Source organism: Micromonospora sp. NBC_01739 (assembly GCF_035920385.1).
In the GTDB taxonomy this organism is placed as follows: Bacteria; Actinomycetota; Actinomycetes; order Mycobacteriales; family Micromonosporaceae; genus Micromonospora.
The window spans coordinates 4,438,955-4,459,843 of record NZ_CP109151.1 but is presented as its reverse complement, the minus strand read 5'-3'; the positions used below and the strand labels follow the sequence as shown (position 1 = coordinate 4,459,843).

21 protein-coding genes are annotated in these 20,889 nt (G+C 70.7%); 12 read left to right on the top strand and 9 right to left on the bottom strand.

Annotated elements, in window-relative coordinates; genetic code table 11:
• The first annotated feature begins 105 nt into the window (after nucleotides 1-105).
• Entirely contained in the window at nucleotides 106-693 is a 588-nt protein-coding gene (locus OIE53_RS20030; protein WP_327023068.1) for a class IV adenylate cyclase, read from the top strand.
• 74 nt (nucleotides 694-767) lie between these two features.
• On the opposite strand, the gene OIE53_RS20025 is transcribed toward OIE53_RS20030, so the two are convergent.
• From OIE53_RS20025 to OIE53_RS19995, 7 genes are all read right to left on the bottom strand, one after another.
• Nucleotides 768-1,226, bottom strand: coding sequence for a PPC domain-containing DNA-binding protein (locus tag OIE53_RS20025; RefSeq protein WP_260034725.1), 459 nt, complete (start codon nucleotides 1,224-1,226; stop codon nucleotides 768-770).
• Nucleotides 1,227-1,309: 83 nt separating this feature from the next.
• Nucleotides 1,310-2,017 carry a creatininase family protein gene (locus tag OIE53_RS20020; protein WP_327023067.1) on the bottom strand — a complete coding sequence of 236 codons (708 nt, stop codon included), beginning with the start codon at nucleotides 2,015-2,017 and terminating at the stop codon, nucleotides 1,310-1,312.
• 4 nt (nucleotides 2,018-2,021) lie between these two features.
• Nucleotides 2,022-2,846, bottom strand: coding sequence for an endonuclease/exonuclease/phosphatase family protein (locus tag OIE53_RS20015; protein WP_327023066.1), 825 nt, complete (start codon nucleotides 2,844-2,846; stop codon nucleotides 2,022-2,024).
• Nucleotides 2,847-2,861: 15 nt separating this feature from the next.
• Entirely contained in the window at nucleotides 2,862-3,461 is a 600-nt protein-coding gene (gene tmk, locus OIE53_RS20010) for a dTMP kinase (protein ID WP_327023065.1), read from the bottom strand.
• Nucleotides 3,458-4,561, bottom strand: coding sequence for a radical SAM protein (locus tag OIE53_RS20005; protein ID WP_327023064.1), 1,104 nt, complete (start codon nucleotides 4,559-4,561; stop codon nucleotides 3,458-3,460). Before OIE53_RS20005 ends, tmk begins: the two co-directional genes overlap by 4 nt.
• Nucleotides 4,558-5,529, bottom strand: a complete 972-nt coding sequence (locus tag OIE53_RS20000; RefSeq protein ID WP_327023063.1) for an aminoglycoside phosphotransferase — start codon at nucleotides 5,527-5,529, stop codon at nucleotides 4,558-4,560. The genes OIE53_RS20005 and OIE53_RS20000 overlap by 4 nt, the downstream gene beginning before the upstream one ends.
• Nucleotides 5,526-5,990, bottom strand: a complete 465-nt coding sequence (locus OIE53_RS19995) for a metal-dependent phosphohydrolase (protein ID WP_327023062.1) — start codon at nucleotides 5,988-5,990, stop codon at nucleotides 5,526-5,528. Before OIE53_RS19995 ends, OIE53_RS20000 begins: the two co-directional genes overlap by 4 nt.
• A gap of 159 nt (nucleotides 5,991-6,149) precedes the next feature.
• Between OIE53_RS19995 and OIE53_RS19990 the strand changes: the two genes are divergently transcribed.
• Nucleotides 6,150-6,596: a hypothetical protein gene (locus OIE53_RS19990; protein WP_047890447.1), complete on the top strand. Its 447-nt coding sequence runs from the start codon at nucleotides 6,150-6,152 to the stop codon at nucleotides 6,594-6,596.
• Here the strand turns inward: OIE53_RS19990 and OIE53_RS19985 are convergent.
• The gene (locus OIE53_RS19985; RefSeq protein ID WP_327023061.1) at nucleotides 6,586-7,197 is read right to left on the bottom strand and encodes a hypothetical protein; all 612 of its coding nucleotides are present in this window, start codon (nucleotides 7,195-7,197) and stop codon (nucleotides 6,586-6,588) included. The two genes, OIE53_RS19990 and OIE53_RS19985, sit on opposite strands and share 11 nt — an antisense overlap.
• Nucleotides 7,198-7,722: 525 nt before the next feature.
• On the opposite strand from OIE53_RS19985, the gene OIE53_RS19980 reads away from it, so the two are divergent.
• The 9 genes from OIE53_RS19980 to OIE53_RS19940 all read left to right on the top strand — a co-directional run bounded on the left by OIE53_RS19980 (nucleotide 7,723) and on the right by OIE53_RS19940 (nucleotide 17,526).
• Nucleotides 7,723-10,032 (top strand): sensor histidine kinase, encoded by a 2,310-nt coding sequence (locus OIE53_RS19980; protein WP_327023060.1) that lies wholly within the window; start codon nucleotides 7,723-7,725, stop codon nucleotides 10,030-10,032.
• Nucleotides 10,029-10,439 (top strand): roadblock/LC7 domain-containing protein, encoded by a 411-nt coding sequence (locus OIE53_RS19975; protein ID WP_282263767.1) that lies wholly within the window; start codon nucleotides 10,029-10,031, stop codon nucleotides 10,437-10,439. Before OIE53_RS19980 ends, OIE53_RS19975 begins: the two co-directional genes overlap by 4 nt.
• Nucleotides 10,436-11,035 carry a GTP-binding protein gene (locus OIE53_RS19970; protein WP_327023059.1) on the top strand — a complete coding sequence of 200 codons (600 nt, stop codon included), beginning with the start codon at nucleotides 10,436-10,438 and terminating at the stop codon, nucleotides 11,033-11,035. The genes OIE53_RS19975 and OIE53_RS19970 overlap by 4 nt, the downstream gene beginning before the upstream one ends.
• 46 nt (nucleotides 11,036-11,081) lie before the next feature.
• Complete coding sequence (locus OIE53_RS19965) at nucleotides 11,082-12,296, top strand: ABC transporter substrate-binding protein (protein ID WP_327023058.1); 1,215 nt, start codon at nucleotides 11,082-11,084, stop codon at nucleotides 12,294-12,296.
• Nucleotides 12,297-12,329: 33 nt separating this feature from the next.
• The gene (locus OIE53_RS19960) at nucleotides 12,330-13,199 is read left to right on the top strand and encodes an ABC transporter permease subunit (RefSeq protein ID WP_327023057.1); all 870 of its coding nucleotides are present in this window, start codon (nucleotides 12,330-12,332) and stop codon (nucleotides 13,197-13,199) included.
• 101 nt (nucleotides 13,200-13,300) lie between these two features.
• A complete protein-coding gene (locus OIE53_RS19955) occupies nucleotides 13,301-14,263 on the top strand; it encodes a branched-chain amino acid ABC transporter permease (protein WP_327023056.1) in 963 nt (320 codons plus the stop codon).
• On the top strand, nucleotides 14,260-15,057 hold the full coding sequence (locus tag OIE53_RS19950) for an ABC transporter ATP-binding protein (protein WP_327023055.1): 798 nt from the start codon (nucleotides 14,260-14,262) through the stop codon (nucleotides 15,055-15,057). The genes OIE53_RS19955 and OIE53_RS19950 overlap by 4 nt, the downstream gene beginning before the upstream one ends.
• Complete coding sequence (locus tag OIE53_RS19945) at nucleotides 15,041-15,784, top strand: ABC transporter ATP-binding protein (protein ID WP_327027292.1); 744 nt, start codon at nucleotides 15,041-15,043, stop codon at nucleotides 15,782-15,784. The genes OIE53_RS19950 and OIE53_RS19945 overlap by 17 nt, the downstream gene beginning before the upstream one ends.
• Before the next feature lie 176 nt (nucleotides 15,785-15,960).
• On the top strand, nucleotides 15,961-17,526 hold the full coding sequence (locus tag OIE53_RS19940) for a methyltransferase domain-containing protein (RefSeq protein ID WP_327023054.1): 1,566 nt from the start codon (nucleotides 15,961-15,963) through the stop codon (nucleotides 17,524-17,526).
• A gap of 261 nt (nucleotides 17,527-17,787) precedes the next feature.
• Here the strand turns inward: OIE53_RS19940 and OIE53_RS19935 are convergent, their stop codons facing one another.
• A complete protein-coding gene (locus OIE53_RS19935; RefSeq protein WP_327023053.1) occupies nucleotides 17,788-19,257 on the bottom strand; it encodes a site-specific integrase in 1,470 nt (489 codons plus the stop codon).
• A gap of 276 nt (nucleotides 19,258-19,533) precedes the next feature.
• On the opposite strand from OIE53_RS19935, the gene OIE53_RS19930 reads away from it, so the two are divergent.
• Nucleotides 19,534-20,862, top strand: coding sequence for a hypothetical protein (locus OIE53_RS19930; protein ID WP_327023052.1), 1,329 nt, complete (start codon nucleotides 19,534-19,536; stop codon nucleotides 20,860-20,862).
• Nucleotides 20,863-20,889: the final 27 nt, after the last annotated feature.

Genomic DNA, 20,889 nt, shown 5'->3' with positions numbered 1-20,889 from the left:
TAGCTACTCAGCGGCTTCATCCAACACTCTTCCGACAAAGTTCCGACATTGGCCTCGCGGTCGTCCGAACTCGCGTGACCTCCGATGCTCGTATGCTCCCTGCTCGTGACCCACGAGCCGGCCAACAATGATCACGAGATTGAAGCCAAATACCGCGTCGACGACCTGCAGGGGTTGATCACGGCGCTCGCCCGGAGGCAGGTCGTGTTGACGGAGCCGTCGCTCCAGGACGACCAGGCGTACGCACCAGCCGGCTGGTCGTACGGAATGTCGAAGGTCGGTGTGCCGTTCGCGCGTCTTCGCACGCAGGAGGGGCGCCATTTGTTCACCGTGAAGAAGCCGATCGCCAATGAGATGGCGTGCGTGGAGCACGAATGCGTGATTCTCGACCGTCACGCGATGCACGCTGCTCTGGCGACGATGGGTTGGGCGCCAACCGTACGTATCGTCAAGCACCGCCGAACTGGCGATTGGGACGGCGCGACGGTCTGCGTGGACGTCGTCGACGGGCTCGGCGCGTTCGTCGAGGTGGAACGGGTGGTCAGCTCCCAGCACTCAGGTGAACAGGTGCAGCACGGACTCGACGCGATGATTCGCTCACTCGATGTGCCAGTACGGCGGGTTGTGGACACCTACGACACGTTGATCTGGAATCTGACGAGCGCGGCCGTGAGGACGTCGGCCCTGTTCTGAGGTGGGTCGAGTCCACGGATGTTGCCGCCCCGGCTGTGACGGCTGGAGACCTGGGCCGCCGCGCTCGACTGGCTTCAGGGGAACTGCAGGAGTGGCACGTCGTAGAGGTCGGCTTGGCGAACACGCGTCATCGTTGGCTCGAGGATCTCAACAATGATCATTTCGGTGAGGAACTGGACGGTCGCGGCGAGCAGGTGGCTGGTGTGGGCGGTGGCGCTGTGCGCTTTCAAGCCCACGGTGAGGTGGATGTGCGGCTGGATGGTGTCGGTGTCGGGGTCGTAGGCGAGGGTGCCGCCACCGAGGGCTTCGATGTTGGTCAGATGGACTTTGGACCAGACCGGGGCGTCGGGGTTGTCGAGGCGTTCGCAGGTGCCGACGATGTCCGCGGTGGCGAGGCCGGCGATGAAGGTGGGGATGTAGCCCTGGCGGATGTCGTGGGCGCGGCAGGTGCGGTCGAGGGCGTCGTAGAAGTCTTCCCCGTGGTCGAATACCGCGACGATGGTGCGGCCGGTGACGACTTCGCGGCTGCGCAATAGGGGCTCCTTCGAATTCGGTCGGCGTGCGGTGAGAGCTGGGTGCCACCGGGAGGATCGTGTCGCGTGGCGCCGGTGCCGGCCTATTGGCGAGTGAGGATGGTAAGGGTGTCCTCGAAAGTGCGGGCAAGGCTGGCGAGCACGGCCTGTCCCTTGGCTTCGGTGGCCAGTGATGGTTGCCCGACTACTCCGGTGCTCGTGTAGGCGGTCATGCCGAGCGTCAGGAGGTGTGGCCGTTCCGTGAGGTGGTCGGCGGTTCCGAAGCCCGGACCGACGGTGTGCGGTGCGGCGTGGAGCAGGATAGACGTTTCGATCTCTCCGGCGTGCATGTCGTCGTGGGTGGTGCTGTGCAAACCGGCGTCGTGGCGTGCTTGGTCCCAGTCCTGGCGTCCCGGGAACAGTGCGAGGCGTGGCCGGTCGGTGTTGGCCTCTTGGACGATGTTGGACAACACGTAGTTGCCGCCGTGCCCGTTGACGAGCACGAGACGATCGATGCCTTGCTCGTGGAGGGACGCCACGACGTCGTTGATGATGGCGGTGAGGGTGGTCGAGCTGAGACTGACAGTTCCTCGCCACGCGGCGTGCTCGTGGGAGCAGGACAGAGTGATTGGCGGAAGTAGGAACAGGTCGTAACGTTCCGCGAGCGCGGTGGCGATGGCGCTGGCCACGATGGTGTCGGTGGCGAGCGGTAGATGCGAGCCGTGTTGTTCGAAGCTGCCGATGGGGAGGACGGCGACCGACGCTTGGCGGCGCGCTTCGTCGGCTGCCGTGGCGATCGTCCAGAGGGTCACGCGCCTATTCTGCCGCTCGTCTAGGGGGACGTGAGATCCAGCAAGCCACGATGTTGCCCGTGCCGGCACCCCGACCACCGGCGGCCGGTGCGTCGATGTCGGCGCTATGCGCCAAGTGGTCGGTGAGACCTTCGAGGCGAGGTTGGTTCAGGTAGGCGGCGGCTGCCAGGTGAGGCAGTAGCCCAGGGCCGGCATGGAGGTAGTCGAAGCGATATCCGTTTCCGGCACGGCCGATCCAGCTATGTGTCTGCACGTCGGGGTGCAGAGTCCGGTGGACGTCGCAGAGCCCGAGTGTGGCGAGGGCGTCGAGGAAGTCGTACTCGAAGGGTCGGAAGCCGGGGTAGCGGGGTTGGTGGTCGCGGCTGATGACGTTGTAGTCGCCACCGACCACCAGATGTGCGCGGTCGGTGGTGGGTAGGCGGGCCAGGGTCTCGGTGACGGTGGTGAGGAAGGTCCGCTTCTTGGCGAGCTTGGCCGGTGCCCGGTCGCTGGAGGGGACGTAGAGGCCGAGGATCGTGACGGCGGGGTCGGTGTCGAGGATGACGGCGGGGGCCCGGCCAGGCAGGCTGATGCCCGCGGTGAGGTGCGGGGCTGGGCGGGTGGGGATGCGGCTGGCGATGGCGCAGCCGCGGTCCCCGTCCGTCGAGGGCTGGTGGGCGATGGACATCCCGGCTGCCCGCAGGCCGGTGAGCAGGTGCCGGGTGCCGGGTCCGTTGCTGGTTTCGGTCAGGATGATCACGTGGTCGTCGCGTTGTAGCAACCAGGTCAGGAGCTTCTGCGCGCGGGCGAGCGCGGCGGCCTGCACGTTGATCGTCAGAATGGACAGCACGGTGAGCCTCGCTGGTCAGGGGCCGTCAGCGGGTAGCAGGGCGAGAATAGTGTCCACGACCTGTTCGGGGTTGAGGCCGTGGCAGGCGACGACGTGTTGGCGCCACTGCTGCCGGTGCAGGTGGGTGGCGGCGTCGCGGTAGAGGGCGAGTTCTTTCTCGGGCGAGCCGGCCAGTTCCAGCCTGGTCAATTGTGGTCTAGCTGTCAGTCGGGTGCGGATGACCTCCGGGTGGTCTTCGAGGTAGATGACGGTGGCGGGCAGGACGTAGCGGTTGTAGGACCAGATCTCGCCGAGGTCGAGGCCGTCGATGCGTTGCAGCACCAGCGAGGAGGCGACGTACCGGTCGGTGACGACGTGCAGTCCGTCGTCGAGCCGGGGGATGATCTCCGTTTCGATGTGCGCGGCGCGATCGGCGGCCAGAGCGAGGGCCAGTGCCTTGCCGTGCAGGAAGGATTCCTGGCGGCGCAGGAGCTGGCCCAGGGGCGTGCGGGTGGGCTCGCCGGTCAGGTGGACCCCTGCCGGTCCCAGTTCGGCGAGGCGGTCGGCCAGGCGACGGGCGACGGTGCTCTTGCCGACTCCGTTGGGGCCCTCCACGGCGATGAACAGGCTGCTCACCCCTTGGCCAGGGACAGCGGGAGCAGTCGACGGCCGGATGGGTCGGTGACGGGGCACTGCTCGGTATCGACATCGCCGATGCGGCCACCGGTGGCGATGACCGCCGCAGGGCAGCCCTTGCCGCACTGTCCGGCCAGCGCGCAGGAGCCGCAGGTCGGGTTGGCGCCGAGCCGGTAGCGGCCGTGGAAGTCGTAGGCGTCGAGGCCGGTGACAACCTCACTATCGAGGATGTTGCCGGTGAGGAACTCGGCATCGCGGTGCGCGGAGGCGGGCGTGCGAGCGGCGAAGACCAGGTAGGGGCACACGGCGACCTGCCCGTCGACGAAGACGTAGATCAGTTTTCCCGCGTCGCATCCGCCCAGCGGCAGGTCCTCGTTGGGGAACCGGATGCGCACGAGGTCGACCTGGCCGGCGAAGCGGTCGGTCACGGCCGTGATGGCGTCCATCGCGGCCGTGGTGGCGGCGAGCTTACTGCGGCTCTTCACCCCCCGTCCGAAGGAGGACAGCGGGTTCATCAGCACGTACTCGGCGCCGATGTCGACGGCGAAGGCGCACAGGTCAGCGAACTCCTGCGGCACGGTCAGCGCGTTGGGCGTGGACAGCAGGCCCTTGAGGAGGCCGGCCTCGGCGAACTTGCGGGTGGTGGCGACGGTGGTGGCGAACGACGACCGGTCGCCACGGAACTTGCCGTGGCTGTCGGGCCGGAACCCGTCAAAGGACACGTTGACGTGAACGTTGCCCAAGGCGGCCAAGGCGGCTATATCGGCGTCGCGGGTCAGCGTCGCGTTGGTGCAGATGCCCACCGGCAGTCCCTGATCGGCCACCACCTGGCACATGGCGATCAGGTCGGGGTGGACGAAGGGCTCGCCCCCGGTGAGCGTGAGGCGTTCGACTCGGGCGTCGAGCAGCCGGGGCAACACTCGGGTGGTGAAGTCGCCCAGGGACAGGTCAGACCCGACTGCGGTCGAGGAGACGAAGCAGTGGGCGCAGTGCAGGTTGCACCGTTCGGTGATCTGCACCAACGCCTTGCGTCCATCCCCGCCGACGGAGGTGCGGAAGTAGCAGGACGAGGCGTGGGTGTCCACGATGAGGCGCTTCATAAGGATCTTCCCGCGGTAGTGAGATGAACTCCGGACGCGCCAAACGGGGCGGCGTCGAGCAGTTGCGCGGCAGCGTGCAGTTGGCGGTGCACGACCTGGGCGTGAGAGCCATCGGTGTGGGGCCGGTGGTGGCCTGCGGCGGCCGTGGTCAGAAACCACCAGGCTGCCCACACGCGGTGCCATCCCAGCGCCCACTGAGCCGCCGGCAGGCCACCGCGGTCTGAGTGAGCGTCGGTGCTGCCGCCAGCCTCGACGTAGGCGCGGATCAGGCGGGTGAGTTGGGCGGGGTCTGCGGCGTTGCGGGTGCCGAACCAGGTGGCGAGGTCGAGCAGGCCTGGTCCGGTGAATGCTTTCGCCCAGTCGACGAGACGGCATCCCGCGCGGCTGACGTGCAGCGAGCTGCGGTGGAACTCGCCGTGGCACAGCCCGAAGGGTTCTCGCTCGGCGCCGTCGGCGCGTCTGCCCGCCACGGCTACAAGCCGCCGTAGCAGTTCCTCGGCCGCGCCGGAGTCGACGAAGCGGCCCTGGCGGTGCAGCTCGTCGAGTGCGGCGAGCGCCTGCTCGGGCAGGCGCGCCAGGGTCCGCTGGTCGAACACGGGCAGCGTCGGCACCGGCGGGATGGCGTGGATTGCGCTGGCGGCGGCTGCGGCCTCGGCGATAGTTGCTGAACGGAGGGGGTCCCCCAGGTCGCCCATCAGCATGCCCAGTGCGTGCGGCCGTAGCGTGTAGCCGTGCAGATGGGGCACGGCGGCACCGTGTTCGTTGAGGTGCCGCAGCACGGCGGCTTCGCCGGTGAACGGCGATGTGGCGAGCTTGCAGATCACACTGCTGCCGTCGCTCAGGTACAGCCGCTGCACCGTCGACAGTTCCCACTCCTGGATGACCTGCCCACCGGTCTGTTGATGGCCAGCGGCGGTGAGCAGGTCGCGGCGTAGCTGGTCCGCCAACGCGGCACCAATGGCGATCATGGTTTGCTCGCCGCCTGAATACCGGTGGCGGCTCTCTCAAGCAGCGCCAGCGCGGTGTCGAGGCGTGCCGACATTCCGGCCGGTACCCGGGGGTGGGCTGCCTGGTGAAAGGCCCGGAAGTGCGGCAGCAGCGTGAGTAGCGCCGGGCGCTTGCGGAGGAAGTCGGTGACGTCGCCGCTGGTATGCGCCCGTCGCAGCAGCGATGTCAGCGCGACGATCTTGTCGGCGGTCGAAGCGAGCAGTACCGGCAGGTCGTCGACGCGGATGGGCGGGTCCGGCATGTCGAGGCCCTGATGCTCGGCCTGCAGGGCGGCGATGATCCGCGGTACCTGCGGGCCGTAGGCGACGGCGAGGACCTGGTAGATGTCCGGCGTGCGGGGCGCGAAGTCGGGGATGTCGTGCAGCAGCGCTGCCGCTATCAGATCAGGGTCCGGGTGTAGTACATGTTCGCCGATGGTCACGGCGACCCGGACCGCGTGGGCCAAGGCGGGGCGGTCGTCGATGGTGTGTCCGGTGCACCATCGCTGGGCGTCGCGTAGGGCGCGGTCGACGGTGGCGGGCCGGGGAGGGGATAAGACGGTCATGGCCTGATACCTCCTGGTTGCCGTAGCATCGGCGCCATGTCCGGGCCGCTACCGCAGTGGTGTGAGCAGACGTGCGTGGTGTGTCCCGCCCAGCAGCTCGGGCCGGGCCAATTCGACGTGGTCGACCGGCCCGGACCCGAGTTCGCCTACAACCCGGACATCGGATGGCGAGTTACCGCCGAGGGCATCGCGGTGTGTGTGCACCCGTACCGGGTCGGACTGCCACCGGGCAGATACGCCTCACGCGGTGAGCCTGTCCCCGACCAGGCGTCACGACCGGCGCCGACGCCTGCCTCCCTGGTGCTTCCTGCCGACCTGGTGGATCTGGAAGGCTGGCTCGTCGCCGTGCTGCGCGACGCCCCGTCGGAGCAGATCTTCGGTGCCGTCGCCCGCGCCGAGCGCCTCGCCGGCGAGAGATTCGACCCGAAGCAGGTGGTGGCGGCCATGCGGCGAGTGTTGTCGGTGGAGCTGGCTAACCGCTGACCCCGACGGGCGCGGTCGCCGGGTCCGGCTGGTCGAAGTCGAAGTCGTGGCTGCGTCCGTCACGTCCCAGGCCCGCGGCCTGGTAGTGGGCGTTGAGCTGGTTCAGGCGGCGGGTCACCTCGGCGGAGTCCAGCCAGTACCGCAGCGGCTGCGGTCCCCAGCCGGCGGCGGCGTAGTACGCGTCGGTCAGGCAGCCGCGGGTGTAGGTGAACTCCTCCAACTCCGTGGCGTGCGGAAACATCAGCCCGAGGTCGCGTTGCATCCGGGACATCAGGGTGAACTGGGCCAGCACGGCGTGGATCATCTCGTCGACCGGCGCCGGCACCAGCAGCTCCGCGGCCTCCTCGTCGCCGCCGGACAGCTCGAACACCGCGGCCTTGAGCGCGAGGACCCGCATCGCTTCGGTCAGCAGCGGGCCGGCGTCCCGTTCCAGGGACCACCGGCTGATCGCCGGGTACCCAGTGAACGTCGCCCAGCAGCTGGAGTACTTCATCGACGAGCTGCGGAGCCGGTCGGACGACGAGTGGCGTGTGATCAGGTCGAGGATCTCGGCGGCTCGGCGACCGACCTCAGCCGGTTCGGGCATGGTTCGTGGGGCCATGGCACATCCCTCCTACGGGAGCGTTGGGCACAGGTAGGCGAACCAGCCGGCGGCCGGCTCGCCCGTCACCGATGTCCGCGCCGCTGGCGCTCACGGTGATGCCCCATTAACGGCCGCGTGCGCGGATGTCGATAACCCGATGCCCTGACCTCTGACAAAGCTCCGACATTGACCGGCCCGGACATTGGGCGGCCTCGACGGGTCAAGCCGCGGTGCAGCGCGTCGGTAGGCGATGTTCGCCGGCCATCCCAGGCGCGCTGGCCGCCATCGAGTAAGGGCGGATTGTCGGCGAATTGTCAGACGTGCACGGCGAGCCTTACCGACATCGACGGTCTTCGCCTTTAGTCACTCTCGTCGCCGACGATGCCTGGGTTATGCCCCGGCCCGTTGCAGAGCAAGACCGTAGCGCGGAGGACCGCGCCAATTCGCCGGACCGTGGGAAGGACTGCTGTGCCTGTCGCTCGGAGGCTTGCGCTCCTGCTGCTGATCCCGTTGGCGGCGACTCTGGTCTTCGCCTCGTGGGGTGTGGCATCGACGAGCCGTCAGGCGCGCAGCGCCGACCGCCTGCAGTCGCTGGTGGCGGTGTCGGCCGCGGTGGGTGAGGTGCTGCACGAACTCGACCGGGAGCGGCAGGTCGCCGGCGGGCTGGTCGGTGATCCGGCGGGTGGCCTCAACGGTTATCTCGAGCAGGTCGCGGCATCCGACCGGGCGGTGGACGCCTACCGGCAGCGCCGCGGCGAGCTCGATGCTTCGGATTCGGTCAGTCGGCTGGTGGGGCCGTTCGACGAGCAGCTGCGGTTGCTTCCGGTGTTTCGGGAGCAGGTCAAGGCGCGGTCGGCGTCGCTGACGGCGGTGCTGGTGCGGTATCGGGCGGTGCTCGCGCAGGGGCTGGCGGTGCGGGAGACCGTGGGTCAGGTCGGCGGTGCGGACGGTGCGGTGGCCGACCAGTTGCGGGTGGCGGCGGCGTTGTCGCAGGCCGGGCAGTACGCGGGTATCCAACAGGCAGCGGTAGTCGCGAACAAGGGTGCCGTGGTGTCGCAAGCGGTGCAGCGGGAGCTGGCCGCGACCCGTGCCGGGTATGACGAGGCGTTGCTGGCGGTGTCGCAGCGGTCGCTGGCGCGGTGGCGGTCGTGGCTGGACCAGGCGCTGTCCGGCCCGCAGGTCCTCGCGGCGCAGCGTCTCGACGACGAGGTCGCCCGTACTGAGGTGGGTCAGCGGTTGCGGGTGAACGCGTCCCGGTGGGCTGCGGCCAGTAATGAGCGGCGCGACCGACTGCACGAGGTGCAGACCCGCGTCGACGCGGACATCGCCGCCGAGGTGGGGCGGCAACGCCGACAGCAGTGGATGACCACGGGTGTGCTGTCGGCGGTCGCCGTGGCGCTGACCGTGGCCACCGCCGTGCTGGCGTGGCGGCAGGGTCGGGCGTTGGCGCGGCGGCTGCGGCGGGTCCGTGACGCGGTGACCCGTGTCGCGGAGCGGGACCTGCCGGACCTGGTCCGCCGGGTCGACGCGGCGGATCCTGCCGACCCGGCGTCGGTTCCGCCGCCGCCTAATGCGCTGGCACCCGGATCGGCGCGGGACGAGGTGGACGAGGTGGCCGCCGCGTTCGACACGCTGGCGTTGAACACGTACCGGATCTCGACGGATCTGGCGCGGCAGCGGCGGGTGGCCGCCGGTGCGGTGGAGGCGGTGGGGCGGCGGTGTCAGGGGATGACACATCGGCTGCTGCGCGAGTTGGACGTGGCCGAGCGTGATGAGAAGGACGCCGCGACCCTGGCGACGTTCTTCGCGGTGGACAGTCTCGCCGCACAGTTGCTGCACGCCACGCAGAGCCTGTTGGTGCTGTCGGGACGGTCGTTGGGGGCGGTGCACCCGCAGCCGGCGGAGCTGGTGACGGTGGCGCAGGCGGCGCAGGGCCGGATCCAGGAGTACCGGCGGGTGCGGCTCGGGGTGATCGACGAGCGGGTGCTGGTGCCGCCACCCATGATTGACGACCTGGTCCATCTGTTGGCGTCGCTGCTGGACAACGCGACCCGCTACAGCCCCGGCGACGCGGTGGTCACCGGGCATCTGCTGGGCAACCGGGTGATCATCCAGGTCACCGACACCGGGCCCGGCATCAAGCCGGACCTGCTGGTCCGGCTCAACGCCGAGCTGGCCGAACCCGCGCCGATGATCGAGGTGGAGCACATCCGGCGCCAAGGCCTGGCCACCGTCGCGCTGCTGGCCGCGGCGCACGGGCTACGCGTGCGGCTGCTGCCGGGACAGCCGCACGGCACGGTAGCGGAAGTCGAGATCCCCGCCGACAAACTCCTGATCAGCGTTCCTGAGCCGGCCGCGCTGCCCACCGGCCCGATCGCCGGCCGGCGTGCTCCCGGCGGCACGCCCGCGTCCACCCTTACCCTGCCCGCGCCCACGGCGGCACCGGCCGGGCGCGGCGGCTCGGCCGCGCTGCCCACCCGGCGCCGGTCGTCCACCCCGAGCGCGGCAGACGGCCCTACTCAGGCGCTGCCGGTGATTCCGGTGCCCCGCCGGGCGCCTGAGTCGGAGTCGACGCCGGCCTACGACGAGACAGCCCGACACCTGCCGGCTCCGGCGTGGTTCGTCGAGGGAGCCACGGTGCACATGCCCTCCACCCCTGCGCGCGGGCTGCCCGGACAGGACGCCACCACGGCCAACGGCCTGCCGAAGCGGCAGCCCATGTCCGCGTTCACACCCCCGCCCCTGCCCGCTGCCGACGCGCCGGTCCGCTCAATGGGTGGCCTGGCCCGTGCGGCGGGGGCCTACCAGCGCGGCCTCGACCGCCGCTTTCCCCAGTCGAAGGGCCAGTCATGAGCGATCTGAGTTACCTGCTGAACACCAACCTCGTCGCCCGCGTGCCCGGGATCAGCCAGGCCGTGGCCGTGTCGGCCGACGGGCTGCTGCTGGCCTGGACCGACGGGCTCAACCGGGACGCCGCCGAGCGCCTCGCCGCAGTGGCGGCCGGAATGAACAGCCTGCTCAACGGCGCCGCCCGCGACCTGTCCGCGGGCGCGGTGCGGGGCAACCTGACCGAGCTGGCGCACGGGTTCCTGATTCTGGTGGCGGTGAGCACCGGCGCGTCGCTGCTGACCCTGGCCACCCGCGACGCCGACCTCGCGTTCGTCACCGAGGAACTCGGCCGTTTCGCCGAGCAGGTCGGCGACCAGCTCACCCCCGCCTTCGCCGGCACACTCACCACCGCGGCGGCCGGCCGGCGATGACCGCACCCGCCCTCACCGTCCGGCGACCCGCCGGCGGGCCGCCGAGCCTGAAGATCGTGCTCACCGGGCCGTTCGGCGTCGGGAAGACCACCCTCGTCGGCGCGGTCTCCGACATCGCACCGGTCACCACCGAGGTCCGCATGTCCGCCGGCAACGCCGACGACGACACGACCCTCATGCCGGCCAAGACCACCACCACGGTGGCGATGGACTTCGGCCGCCTCGACGTCGACGGCGTCACCGTCTACGTCTACGGCACCCCAGGCCAGCACCGCTTCTGGTTCATGTGGGACGCCATCGTCCGGGGCGCCGCCGGCTCCGTGGTCCTGGTCGACACCCGCCGCCTGCAGGACTCGTTCCGGCACCTCGACTACGTCGACCACGTCCGGCTGCCCTACGTCGTCGCGGTCAACCAGTTCCCCGGTGCCCGCTCCTACCCCGCATCGGCCATCCGTGAAGCCCTCGCCCTGGCCGCGGACGTGCCGATCGTCGACATCGACGCCCGCGACCGCGACAGCGTCCGCCGGCTGCTCATCGCCCTCATCGAGCACGTCATCACCCAGACCACGCCCCGATCGGCGGTCGCTCAGCCCTGAGCGCCCGCAGAACCCGCCCCTCACCCCTGACGAAGGAGCATCTTCGATGTCTGATCCCCGACCACGCCCGCGACGTGGGCTCGCCGCCCTGACCGCTGTGGGTCTCCTGCTGACCGGCGCCGCGTGCAGCAGCACCGCCACCGACTCCGGCACGGTCCGTGTGGGGCTGCTGGTCTCACTGTCGGGCACCTACGCCGCCGTCGGCGAGGACATGCAGCGCGGTTTCCGCCTCTACCTCGACACCCACGACGGCAAACTCGGCGGCCGGAAGATCGACCTGGTCGTGGCCGACGAGGGCGACGGCCCCGCCACGGCCGTCCCCGCCGCGCAGAAGCTCCTCGAACGCGACCAGGTGGTCGCCCTGACCGGCCTGGTCGGCGGCGCGACGGTCGACAAGGTGCAGACCCTCACCACGCAGCGGAAGATACCCCTGCTCGGCGCGAACGCCCGGCCAGCGTTCGCACCCGTCGGCGGCAAGCCCCGCGACCTGGCCTACACCTGGCACACCTCCTACAACTCAGACGAGCCGGGCATCGCCATCGCCGAGTACGTCAAGGCGCAGGTCGGCGACGGTCAGGTGTACGCGATCGGCCCGGACTACCAGGGCGGCTACGACGAACTGCGGGGCTTCACCGACACCTTCACCCGCCTCGGCGGGAAACTCGCCAACCCCGACGGGAAGACCCTGTTCACGCCGTTCCCGGCGACGGAGAACTTCCTGCCGTACCTGAACAAGGCCGCCGAGACCAAACCGAAGGCCGTCTACACCTTCTACGCCGGGGCCGCGGCGGTGGCGTTCGTCAAGCAGTACGCCCAGTCCGACCTTGCCGACGTCCCGCTCTACGCCGCCGGCTTCCTGACCGAAGGGTCCGTGCTCACCGCGCAGGGACCGGCGGCCACCGGCATCCGCAACGTCCTCAACTACAGCCCCACCCTCGCCAACCAGGCCAACCAGGACTTCGTCGCCGCCTGGTCCGCCGCCGGCCATCCGGGCCAGCCGACGACCTTCGCGATGGCCTCCTACGACGCCGCCGCCGTCCTCGACCGGGCGCTGACCGCCGTGAACGGCGAGGTGAACGGGGAGAAGCTCAACGACGCGATCGGGAAGGTCGGGCGGGTCGTCTCCCCGCGCGGGGACTGGCAGTTCGAGCCCACCGAGCACCGCCCGGTGCAGCGCTGGTACCTGCGCGAGGTCCGCAACGACGGCCCGGTGCTGTCCAACGTCCTGGTGCAGGACCTCACCACCCTGCCCGCCAGCTGACCCAGGACAAGCCACCACAAGAAAGGGGGTGCGGTGCGCGTGGACGCCTACCTGATACCCGCCGTCGACGGCGTCGCCTACGGGCTGCTCCTGGCCATCGCCGCTGCGGGGTTGACCGTCGCGTTCGGCGCCGGGGGTGTGCTCAACCTCGCGCACGGCACCCTGATCGCCGCCGGAGGCTACGTCGCCGCCGCCACCAGCTCGGGTACCTGGCCAAGCCTCGCCGCCGCGGTCGCACTGGCGGCCGGTGTGGGAGCCGCCGGCGGCGTGGTGCTCGCCGCCGCGACCGCCGCACTGCAGGGTCGGGGGCACCTCGACCAGGCGCTGCTCACCTTCGGTGTCGCGCTTATCGGCGCCGACCTGCTCACCACCGCCTACGGCTCCGACACCCTGCGGCCTCGCCTGCCCGAGGTGTTGGAGGCGACCATCCGGGTAGCCGGGCACCGGTATCCGGTCGACCGGCTCGCCGTGCTGGGCGTCGCTGTCGCGGTCGTCGCGGTCGGCTACGTGGTGCTGCACCGCACCCGCGCCGGGCGGCTGATCCGCTCCACGGTCGACGACCGGGCCATGGTTGCCGGCATCGGTGTGAACCCCCGCCTGGTGGACGTGGTCGTCCTGGTCGCCGCTGGGGCACTCGCCGGCCTGGCGGGGGCGTTGACGACGCCGATCCTCGGCGTCGGCCCTCACACCGCCGACACCGCGCTGCTGCTGTCGCTGATCATCGTGGTCTGCGGTGGCCTCGGCTCCGTGCCCGGCGCGCTCGCCGCCGCCCTCGCGGTGGGCGTCGTGCAGACCGTCGGCGTGACGTCGTTCCCGGCGGTCGCCCCGTACTTGCTGATCGGCGCCATGGCCGTGGTGCTGCTGGCCCACCGAACCAGCCTCCCCGCCGGGGCGTCGGCGTGAGTGGTCCACGGCACGACATATCGACGACGGTAGTGCGCGCGCTGGCACGACGCGCGCAACCGTGGTCGGCACTTGGGCTGGCAGCGGCGGTGGTGGGCGCTGTGGCGTTGTCACCGGATCCGTACCTGCACGCCACCGCCGCGCGGATGCTGCCTCTGGCGGTGTTGGCGGTCAGCGTCGCGGTGGTCACCGGCCACGCGGGGCTGCACACGCTCGGCCAGGTCCTCCCGTACGCGGCCGGCGCCTACACGACCGCCCGGCTCGCCCTCGCCGGCACCGACCTCGCCCCGCTGCACCTGCTGGCGGCGGCCGGGGCGGGAGCACTGACCGCCGGGGCACTCGGCGCGGTGCTGGTCCGCTACCGCGCCACGGTGTTTCTCATGCTCAGCCTCGCCGTCGCGGAACTGACCGCGATCACCGCCGCCCAGTGGCGCGCGGTCAGCGGCGGCACCGACGGGCTCGCCGGGATCCCCGCCCCCCGCCTGCTGCCCGGCCTGCCGCCGCTGCTGGCCGACCGCACGGTGTTGCTCTACACCGCCGCCGTGGCGATTGCCGCGACCGCCGCCGCCATGGCACTGCTCGGCGGCGACCAGCGGACCCTGCTGGCGGCCGTGCGCGCCAACGAGGCCCGCGCGAGCGCCAGCGGCCACCAGGTCACCGCCTACCTGTGGACGGCGCACACCGGCGCGGGCGCGCTCGCCGGGATCGGCGGGGCCCTGCTCATCCACACCCATCGGTGGATCACTCCGGCCGATGTCGGCTTCACCACCGCCGCCCTCGCGCTGCTCGCCGTGGTCATCGGCGGCGCCACGTCGTTGCCCGGCGCCGCCGCCGCCACGATCGCGGTCCTCGCCGTGCGCGACGTCGCAGGTGCGTGGCTGCCCGGTCACGCGCCCCTGCTCCTCGGCGTCCTGTTCGTCACTGCGGTGTACCTGCTGCCCGGCGGCCTGACCGCCCTTCCCGCGCGACTGGACAGCCTGCCCCTTCCTCGTCACCGTCGGCACCGTCTCGCTCTTCACACGCCCGACGGCCCGGCCCAACCTGTCACCAGGAGCACCCCGTGAGGACCGTCGACCGCATCGACCCCGACGGCGTACCGTCGCAGCGCGAACGGGGTGACATCGACCGCGCCCACGGCAGCGGCCTCGTCGTGACCAGCCTGCGCCACGCCTACGGACAACTGACCGTCCTCGACCTGGACACGTTCACCATCGCCCCCGGCGACCGCCACGCCGTCATCGGCCCCAACGGCGCCGGCAAGTCCACCCTGCTGAACGTCCTCGCCGGCACCACCCGCACGCAGGCTGGCACCATCACCTACAACGGACTAGCCATCACCCGCCGCGGCCCGGCCTGGCGGGCCCGCGCCGGCATCGGCCGCACCTTCCAACACCCTCGCGTCTACCCGAACCTGACCGTGCTGGACTGCATGCGCATGGGCGGCTGGCACCACCGCCACCAACCCGAACGCACACCCCTGGAAGCCCTCGACCTTGTCGGCCTGCTCGGGTACGCCGACTACCCGGCCGCCGCGCTGTCGCACGGGCACCGCCGCATGCTCGACCTGGCCGTCGCCCTGGCCGGACAACCCCGCGTGCTGCTGCTCGACGAGCCCGCCGCCGGCCTCACCGACACCGACACCACCCGCCTGCTCGACATCCTCGGCCGTCTGCCCGGCTGGATGGCGGTCGTGCTCGTCGAGCACCACGTGGATGTCGTCGCCGCCCTCGCCGACTGGACCACCGTCCTGCACCACGGCCGCCGCCACACCGACGGCCCCACCGACACCGTGCGCGCCGACCCTGCCGTCATCGCCCTCTACCTAGGCACCGGGGGTGACGATGCTGCGCATCGGTGACCTCGCCGCTGGCTACCGCCCCGACACTCCCGTCCTGCACCACATCACCGTCGATCTGGCGGCCGTCGCCGTACACACCGTGGTCGGGCCCAACGGCGCCGGCAAGACCACCCTGCTGCACACCCTCGCCGGGCACCTGCGACCCACCACCGGGTGGGTCCTGCTCGACGGCCGCGACGTAACCGGCTGGACACCTGTCCGCGCCGCCCGCGCCGGGATCGCACTCGCCCCGCAGGGACGGCGCCTGTGGCCGTCGCTGACCGTCGCCGAACACCTCGCCGTCACCCGGCCGCCCGCTCGCCGCCCGGACAGCCGGGCCTGGGCAGTGGACGAACTGCTGGAGATGTTCCCAGTCCTCGCGGCCCGGCTGCGCCACCGCGGCCACCAACTCTCCGGCGGGGAGCAGCAGATGCTCACCATCGCCCGCGCCCTGCGCACCGCGCCCCGGCTGCTGCTGTGCGACGAACCCACCGAAGGACTCGCCCCCACCATGGCCACGCACGTCACTCATGCGCTGCGGGACCTGCCGCGCCACGGCGTGACCGTCCTCGCGGCTGTTCCACACGCCCGCGCCGCCGCCACCCTCAGTGACACCGTCCACGTCCTCGCCGGTGGACGCCTCACCGGACCCATCACTACCAGCGGCGGACATGCCGAGCAGGCGCTGCGTGACCACCTCGCCCTGGTCTCACCCGCCCTGCCCAACCCTGGGCAGGCACACCGATGACCCCCACCGCCGCGGCAATGGCGTCCTTGGTGGTGCTCGCCGCCACCGCCGTACCCGCCGCGACGATGCCAGCACCGATGCCCGCCCAACCCAGGGCCACGCACTGTCCCACCTCAGCGGCCCCGCAGCCTCGGCTTACAGCGACAGATCACACCACCGGCCACCAGGGCACTCGGGTGGCGTACCCGCAGCCGGCGCGCACCCCGCTGCTGGCGCTGGCGGCACGCCTACGAACCAGCGCGTGCGACACCGCCACTGGCCGATATGACCTCGTGCACTACCGACAGTGGAACAAGCCCGCCCGCCACGGGGCAGCGGTACGGGAGGTGGTCCGCTGGCGCGGCGACGACCGCTCCGGCGGCCAACTCGCCACCCAGCACCCCACCGGCGTGGTCCCGGTCACCCACGACTGGTGGCGGCCCGGCGACCTTTACAACGTCGGACCGATCACCCCCTTCACCCGCACCGACATGCTGCGGGTAGACCTCGGCATCAACAAGCCCTCACCAGCCGACCCCACCGAGGTGCTGGCGAACCTGGCGTACCTGGCGACCTGGTACAGCCCTCGTCGTGACGGCCGCGCCGCCGCCTTCACGGTGCTGGCCGGCCTGAGCCCGCTCACCTACTACCCGGGCGTGGTCGACCGTTCCGGTCGCCCAGGCATCGCCGTCGCCGCCACCAGCGGCGGCCGGCGCGCACTGCTCGTCCTGCGCCCAGACACCGGAGAAGTCCTCGCCTACGAGTCCGCCCGCTTGGGTCCCATCGGCTGGCGAGCGCAGACCTACCTCCTCTACCTCGCCCACAGCCACGCCACCCGCCGCTGGTGGCAACCCGCCGCCCGTCCCCGGTCAGCCACGCCGTCTCCACCGCTTGTACCCGCGGCCGCAACGGCACTGGCTGCTGACAACGCCCACGCCCTGTCTCACCATGACGACCCAAGGAGTCACTCCATGACGGCCACCGCACCCACGCAGCGCTACCAGTTCCGCAACAGCCCCCACCAGCTCCACCCCCTGCAGGAGATGCTCGACCCGGTCACCCTCGACGACCTGACCCGCCTGGGAGTCAACCCCGGACACACCGCCCTCGACGTTGGCGCCGGTGCCGGCTCCATCGCCCAGCACCTGTGCGAACTGGTCGGCCGCTCCGGGAAGGTCATCGCCGTCGACATCGACACCAGCATGCTCAACCCCACCGAGGTGCTCGACGTCTACCAACGCGACCTGCGCACCCAGCCGCTGCCAGTCGAACCCGGCACCATCGACATCGCCACCGCCCGCTGCGTCCTGGAACACCTACCGAACCGGCACCTGCTGCTCCACCAGATGATCAACGCGCTGCGCCCCGGCGGGCACCTCGTCCTCGGAGAGATCGTCTACGCGCCCGTATCCGCGCACGCCCCCGTCGACAGCGACAACGAACTCATCACCCGCGTCGTGCACACCATCCTCGACGTCCTCGCCGGCCGCGGGGTCGACCTGCACTGGGGCGACAAGGTTCCATCAGTCCTGCTCGCCAACGGCTTCGAGCAGGTCCACACCCACTGGGTCGCCGAGACCTGGGCCGGGGGCAGTGCCGGCTGCCGCCTGTACGCCGACAACGTCACCCAGCTACGCGACCGGCTCCTCGCCGAGGATCTGTCCCACGACGAGCTGGACCGGTTCGCCGAGCTGATGGCCGACCCGGCGGTGCTGGTGCGCGGCTACCAGTTCGCCTCCACCACTGCCCGCAAGCCCCACTGAACCTGCCATGCGCGGGGGCGGCCAAAGCTGGTCGTCCCCGGCTGGGCCGGGAGGTGATCGGGCTGTGTGCGTGGCCCTAGCCGGGGAGTACCTGGCGAAGCCGCACCTCGGTCCTTCATCCAGCCCGAGAGCATGTCCTGAGCGCCGTCCGCCAGAACCTCGCACCAGCGTTCGGGCCTCAGGCACAAGGCCCCGATAGACAGGCAAGAAGCACCGCCAGGACGATCTTGGCCCACTGCGGATGCCCGCCGGTGCTCGGTCTCATCCCGCGAGGCGGGTACTGCGGCGCTTCCGGTTGATCTTCTTGGCGACGGCATCGGCGGCGTCCTGGTGCATCCGCTTGGTGACGCTCTGGTAGGTGTCGCGGGTCAGGGTTGTGGTGGAGTGGCCGAGTTGCTCGGAGACGACCTTGATGTCGATGCCGGCGTCGAGGGCGATGGTGGCGGCGCTGTGGCGCAGGTCGTGCAGCCGGATCGGGGGCAGCCCGGCTTTGCGGACGAGTTTGCGGAACCGTTGGGTGACGGCGTTGGGGTGCCAGGGGTGCCCGTCGGGGCGGACGAAGAACAGTCCGGTGTCGGGCCATGTGTCGCCGGCGGCGAGTTGCCAGGCGGCGCGGCGGGCCTTGTAGGCGGTGAGGACCTTGGTCGTGTCGGTGTCGAGGGCGACGTCGCGGTTTCCGGCTCTGCTCTTTGGCGGTTTTTGCACGGCGGTGTAGCCGTGGGTGGCGATCTGGTTGTTGATGGTGGTCTCGCGGCGGTGCAGACGCACCTCGCTGTCGCGTAGGCCGCACGCCTCGCCGCGGCGGGGCCCGCGGTAGGCCATGTAGTGCCACATTGGGTGCAGGTCGGGGGCGTGTGCGGCGGCGTAGTCGAGGAACTGCACGACCTGGGAGTCGGTCCAGACCATCACCGGTCCGGGGACCTCGCCGGTGGTCTTCCACCGTTGCACGCGTTCGTCCTCCCACACGATCGGTAGGGGCCGGTCGGCGGGGACCTTGACCAGGGCGGCGGGGTTGGCGCCGACGATGAGTTCGTCGGCGAGGGCGTCGTTGATCGCCTTGCGTAGGCAGGCGCGGATGCGCTGGCGTGTGGTGGCGCCGGTGGGTCGCACGCCGGTGACGGACGCGCGGATGGCTGGGTCGGTGCTCGCTTTCGCGTCGGCGATCTCGTCGTTGCGGCGCTCGATGGCGGCGAACATGGCGCGGATGTGGGTGGTGCGCAGCTTGTCCAGCGGGATGTCACCCAGGTGTGGGATCAGGTGGACCCGGGCGATCGATTCGTAGCCGCGCTGCGTGTTCGCGTCGATCGTGAGGTGGGTCAACCAGCCCGTGAGGTACTCGGCGACGGTGGGCATGTCGGCCAGCGTGCCGTCGCCGCGCAGCCGCTGGCGGATGCGGTCGATCTCGGGCAGGGGACGTTTGGCGCGTACGGCGGTTTGCAGCAGGTCGGCGATCTCGGTACGGCGGCGCCGGTCACCGTTGGCAAGGGCGAGCAGGTCGCGGGCGTGGTCGAGTTCGGCGGCGGCGGCGCGGCGGGTGGGAAAGCTGGAGCGGCGTAGCTGCCGGCGCCCGCCATCGGTGGTGGGAGGTAGTTCGAGCTGGTAGGCCCAGTGGCCGTGGTCGGAGCTCCAGGCGCGGTTCGCGCGGCGTAGTTTCGGGCAGTCGTTTCCCAGTGGCTTGCCGGTGTCGGGGTGGCGGCAGCCGCAGCGCTTGAAGATGCTTCCGTCTGGCATCGGTGGTGGTGCTCCCGTTCGTGTGGGGTGGTGGGGCATCGGTTTGGTCGATCGACATCCACGCGTGACCGGCGGGCACGATCAAGTCGCCCCGGCTCCAGGTCCGGCGGTTGGTCCTCGCGCTGGGGGGCTGTGACCGGCGAAAGTCAGATGCGCACTGCTGGGGAGTCTGGGATTCTGTCCGGTTCGCGTGAGATCGGGCATGGAGGACGACCAATGGTGGCGGCAGATGACGTGGCGAGGGGCCCGGCGCGACGCCCGGAGCTGCATGCAGCAATGGCGCAGTTGATGGCAGCGGTGCTCAGCGACTTGGCCGCTCGCGACGGCGCCCCGGTGTTCGCGACCGTTTCCGACTTCGGCGAGTGGCACCGCCACGGGCAGGAATCGTTCGTCGCGATCCGCCGCGACGTATGGAAGATGTCGGGCCGAGTCAGCGACTACCGGTTCCTGGACACCTTCGCCGAGATGGGGGCGGTGCGGGCCGTCGTAGCCGCCGATCAGGTGCTACGCGAGCGGGTGGATTGCCTCGTCGGGGTGGAGTTCGCCCTCAGCCTCCGGCAACTGGGGTGGACGCTGGTAAAGCACGTCCTGGAACCCATGGTTGCCGCCAGCCGGAGCTACCGATTCGACCAGGACGCCTTCGACGCCGAGTACAGCAGGTTGGAGGACGGTCTGCTTGCCACGTGGGCGCGGCTGGTCGAGGTGGTCCCGCTCAACGCCTTCACCCCCACCGCGGGCATCGAGGCGGTCACGTTGCCGGACGGCCTGGTGCTGCAAGCGATGAGCGACCGGCAGGTGAGCGCCGCGATCGGCTACCTCGCGGTTCCGATCGCCTTCGCGGGCGGCCCGAACTCGGTGACTGTGTCGCGGTTCCACCAGTGGGCCCTGACCCGCTGCACCTCGTACCCGGTGTGCTCGACCATGGATGTACCCGCCCAACCGACGGCGCCGGAGTCTGGCGTGCTGGTCGAGCCGGCCAGCCGTCTGGTGACCGCGCTTCGGCTGGTGTGCGGTGGGTCCGTCACGGCGACTCGAGCGATCCGCTGCCCGCCTGACGACGACTTCTCCCAGGGGCTCGGGCCGACGGCGTTACTGTCGGCGCTGCCCACCTTCGACGAGGAGCGACCGACGATCCTTGGGCGCGAGCAGGTTGAGGCGGTGCGCGAGGTGTACGGCCTCCTCGCGCATCCCGCGGTCCGGGAGAACCGGGGTCTGCAGACCGCGCTGCGCCGGCTGGTCCTGGCGGGGGCCGACCGGGTACCGACCGACCGGCTCATCGACCTGATCGTCTGCGCCGAAGTGCTGTTCATCAAACTGCCAGGCCTGCCAGCGGATCGCCGCAAGCAGGACAAGGTCGTTGCCGGAGCGACCGCGCTCTTGGCCGACGACCCTGTCCTGCAGGCGCCGCCCGAGCGGCTCGAGGCACTCCTGCGTCTCGGGTACCGGATTCGTAACGACGAGATGCACGGCGACGACCCGAGCAGGCAGGAACTGCGTACGCTCACCGGCCAGCCGACAGATGACCTGTCAGCGGTCGTGGATGACATCGAGCGGGTGTTGCGCCGCGCCCTGGTCTGGCTTCTCTCCGGCGTCGTGGAGCAGTAGTCGGCGCGACTGAACCGGCACGGCGTA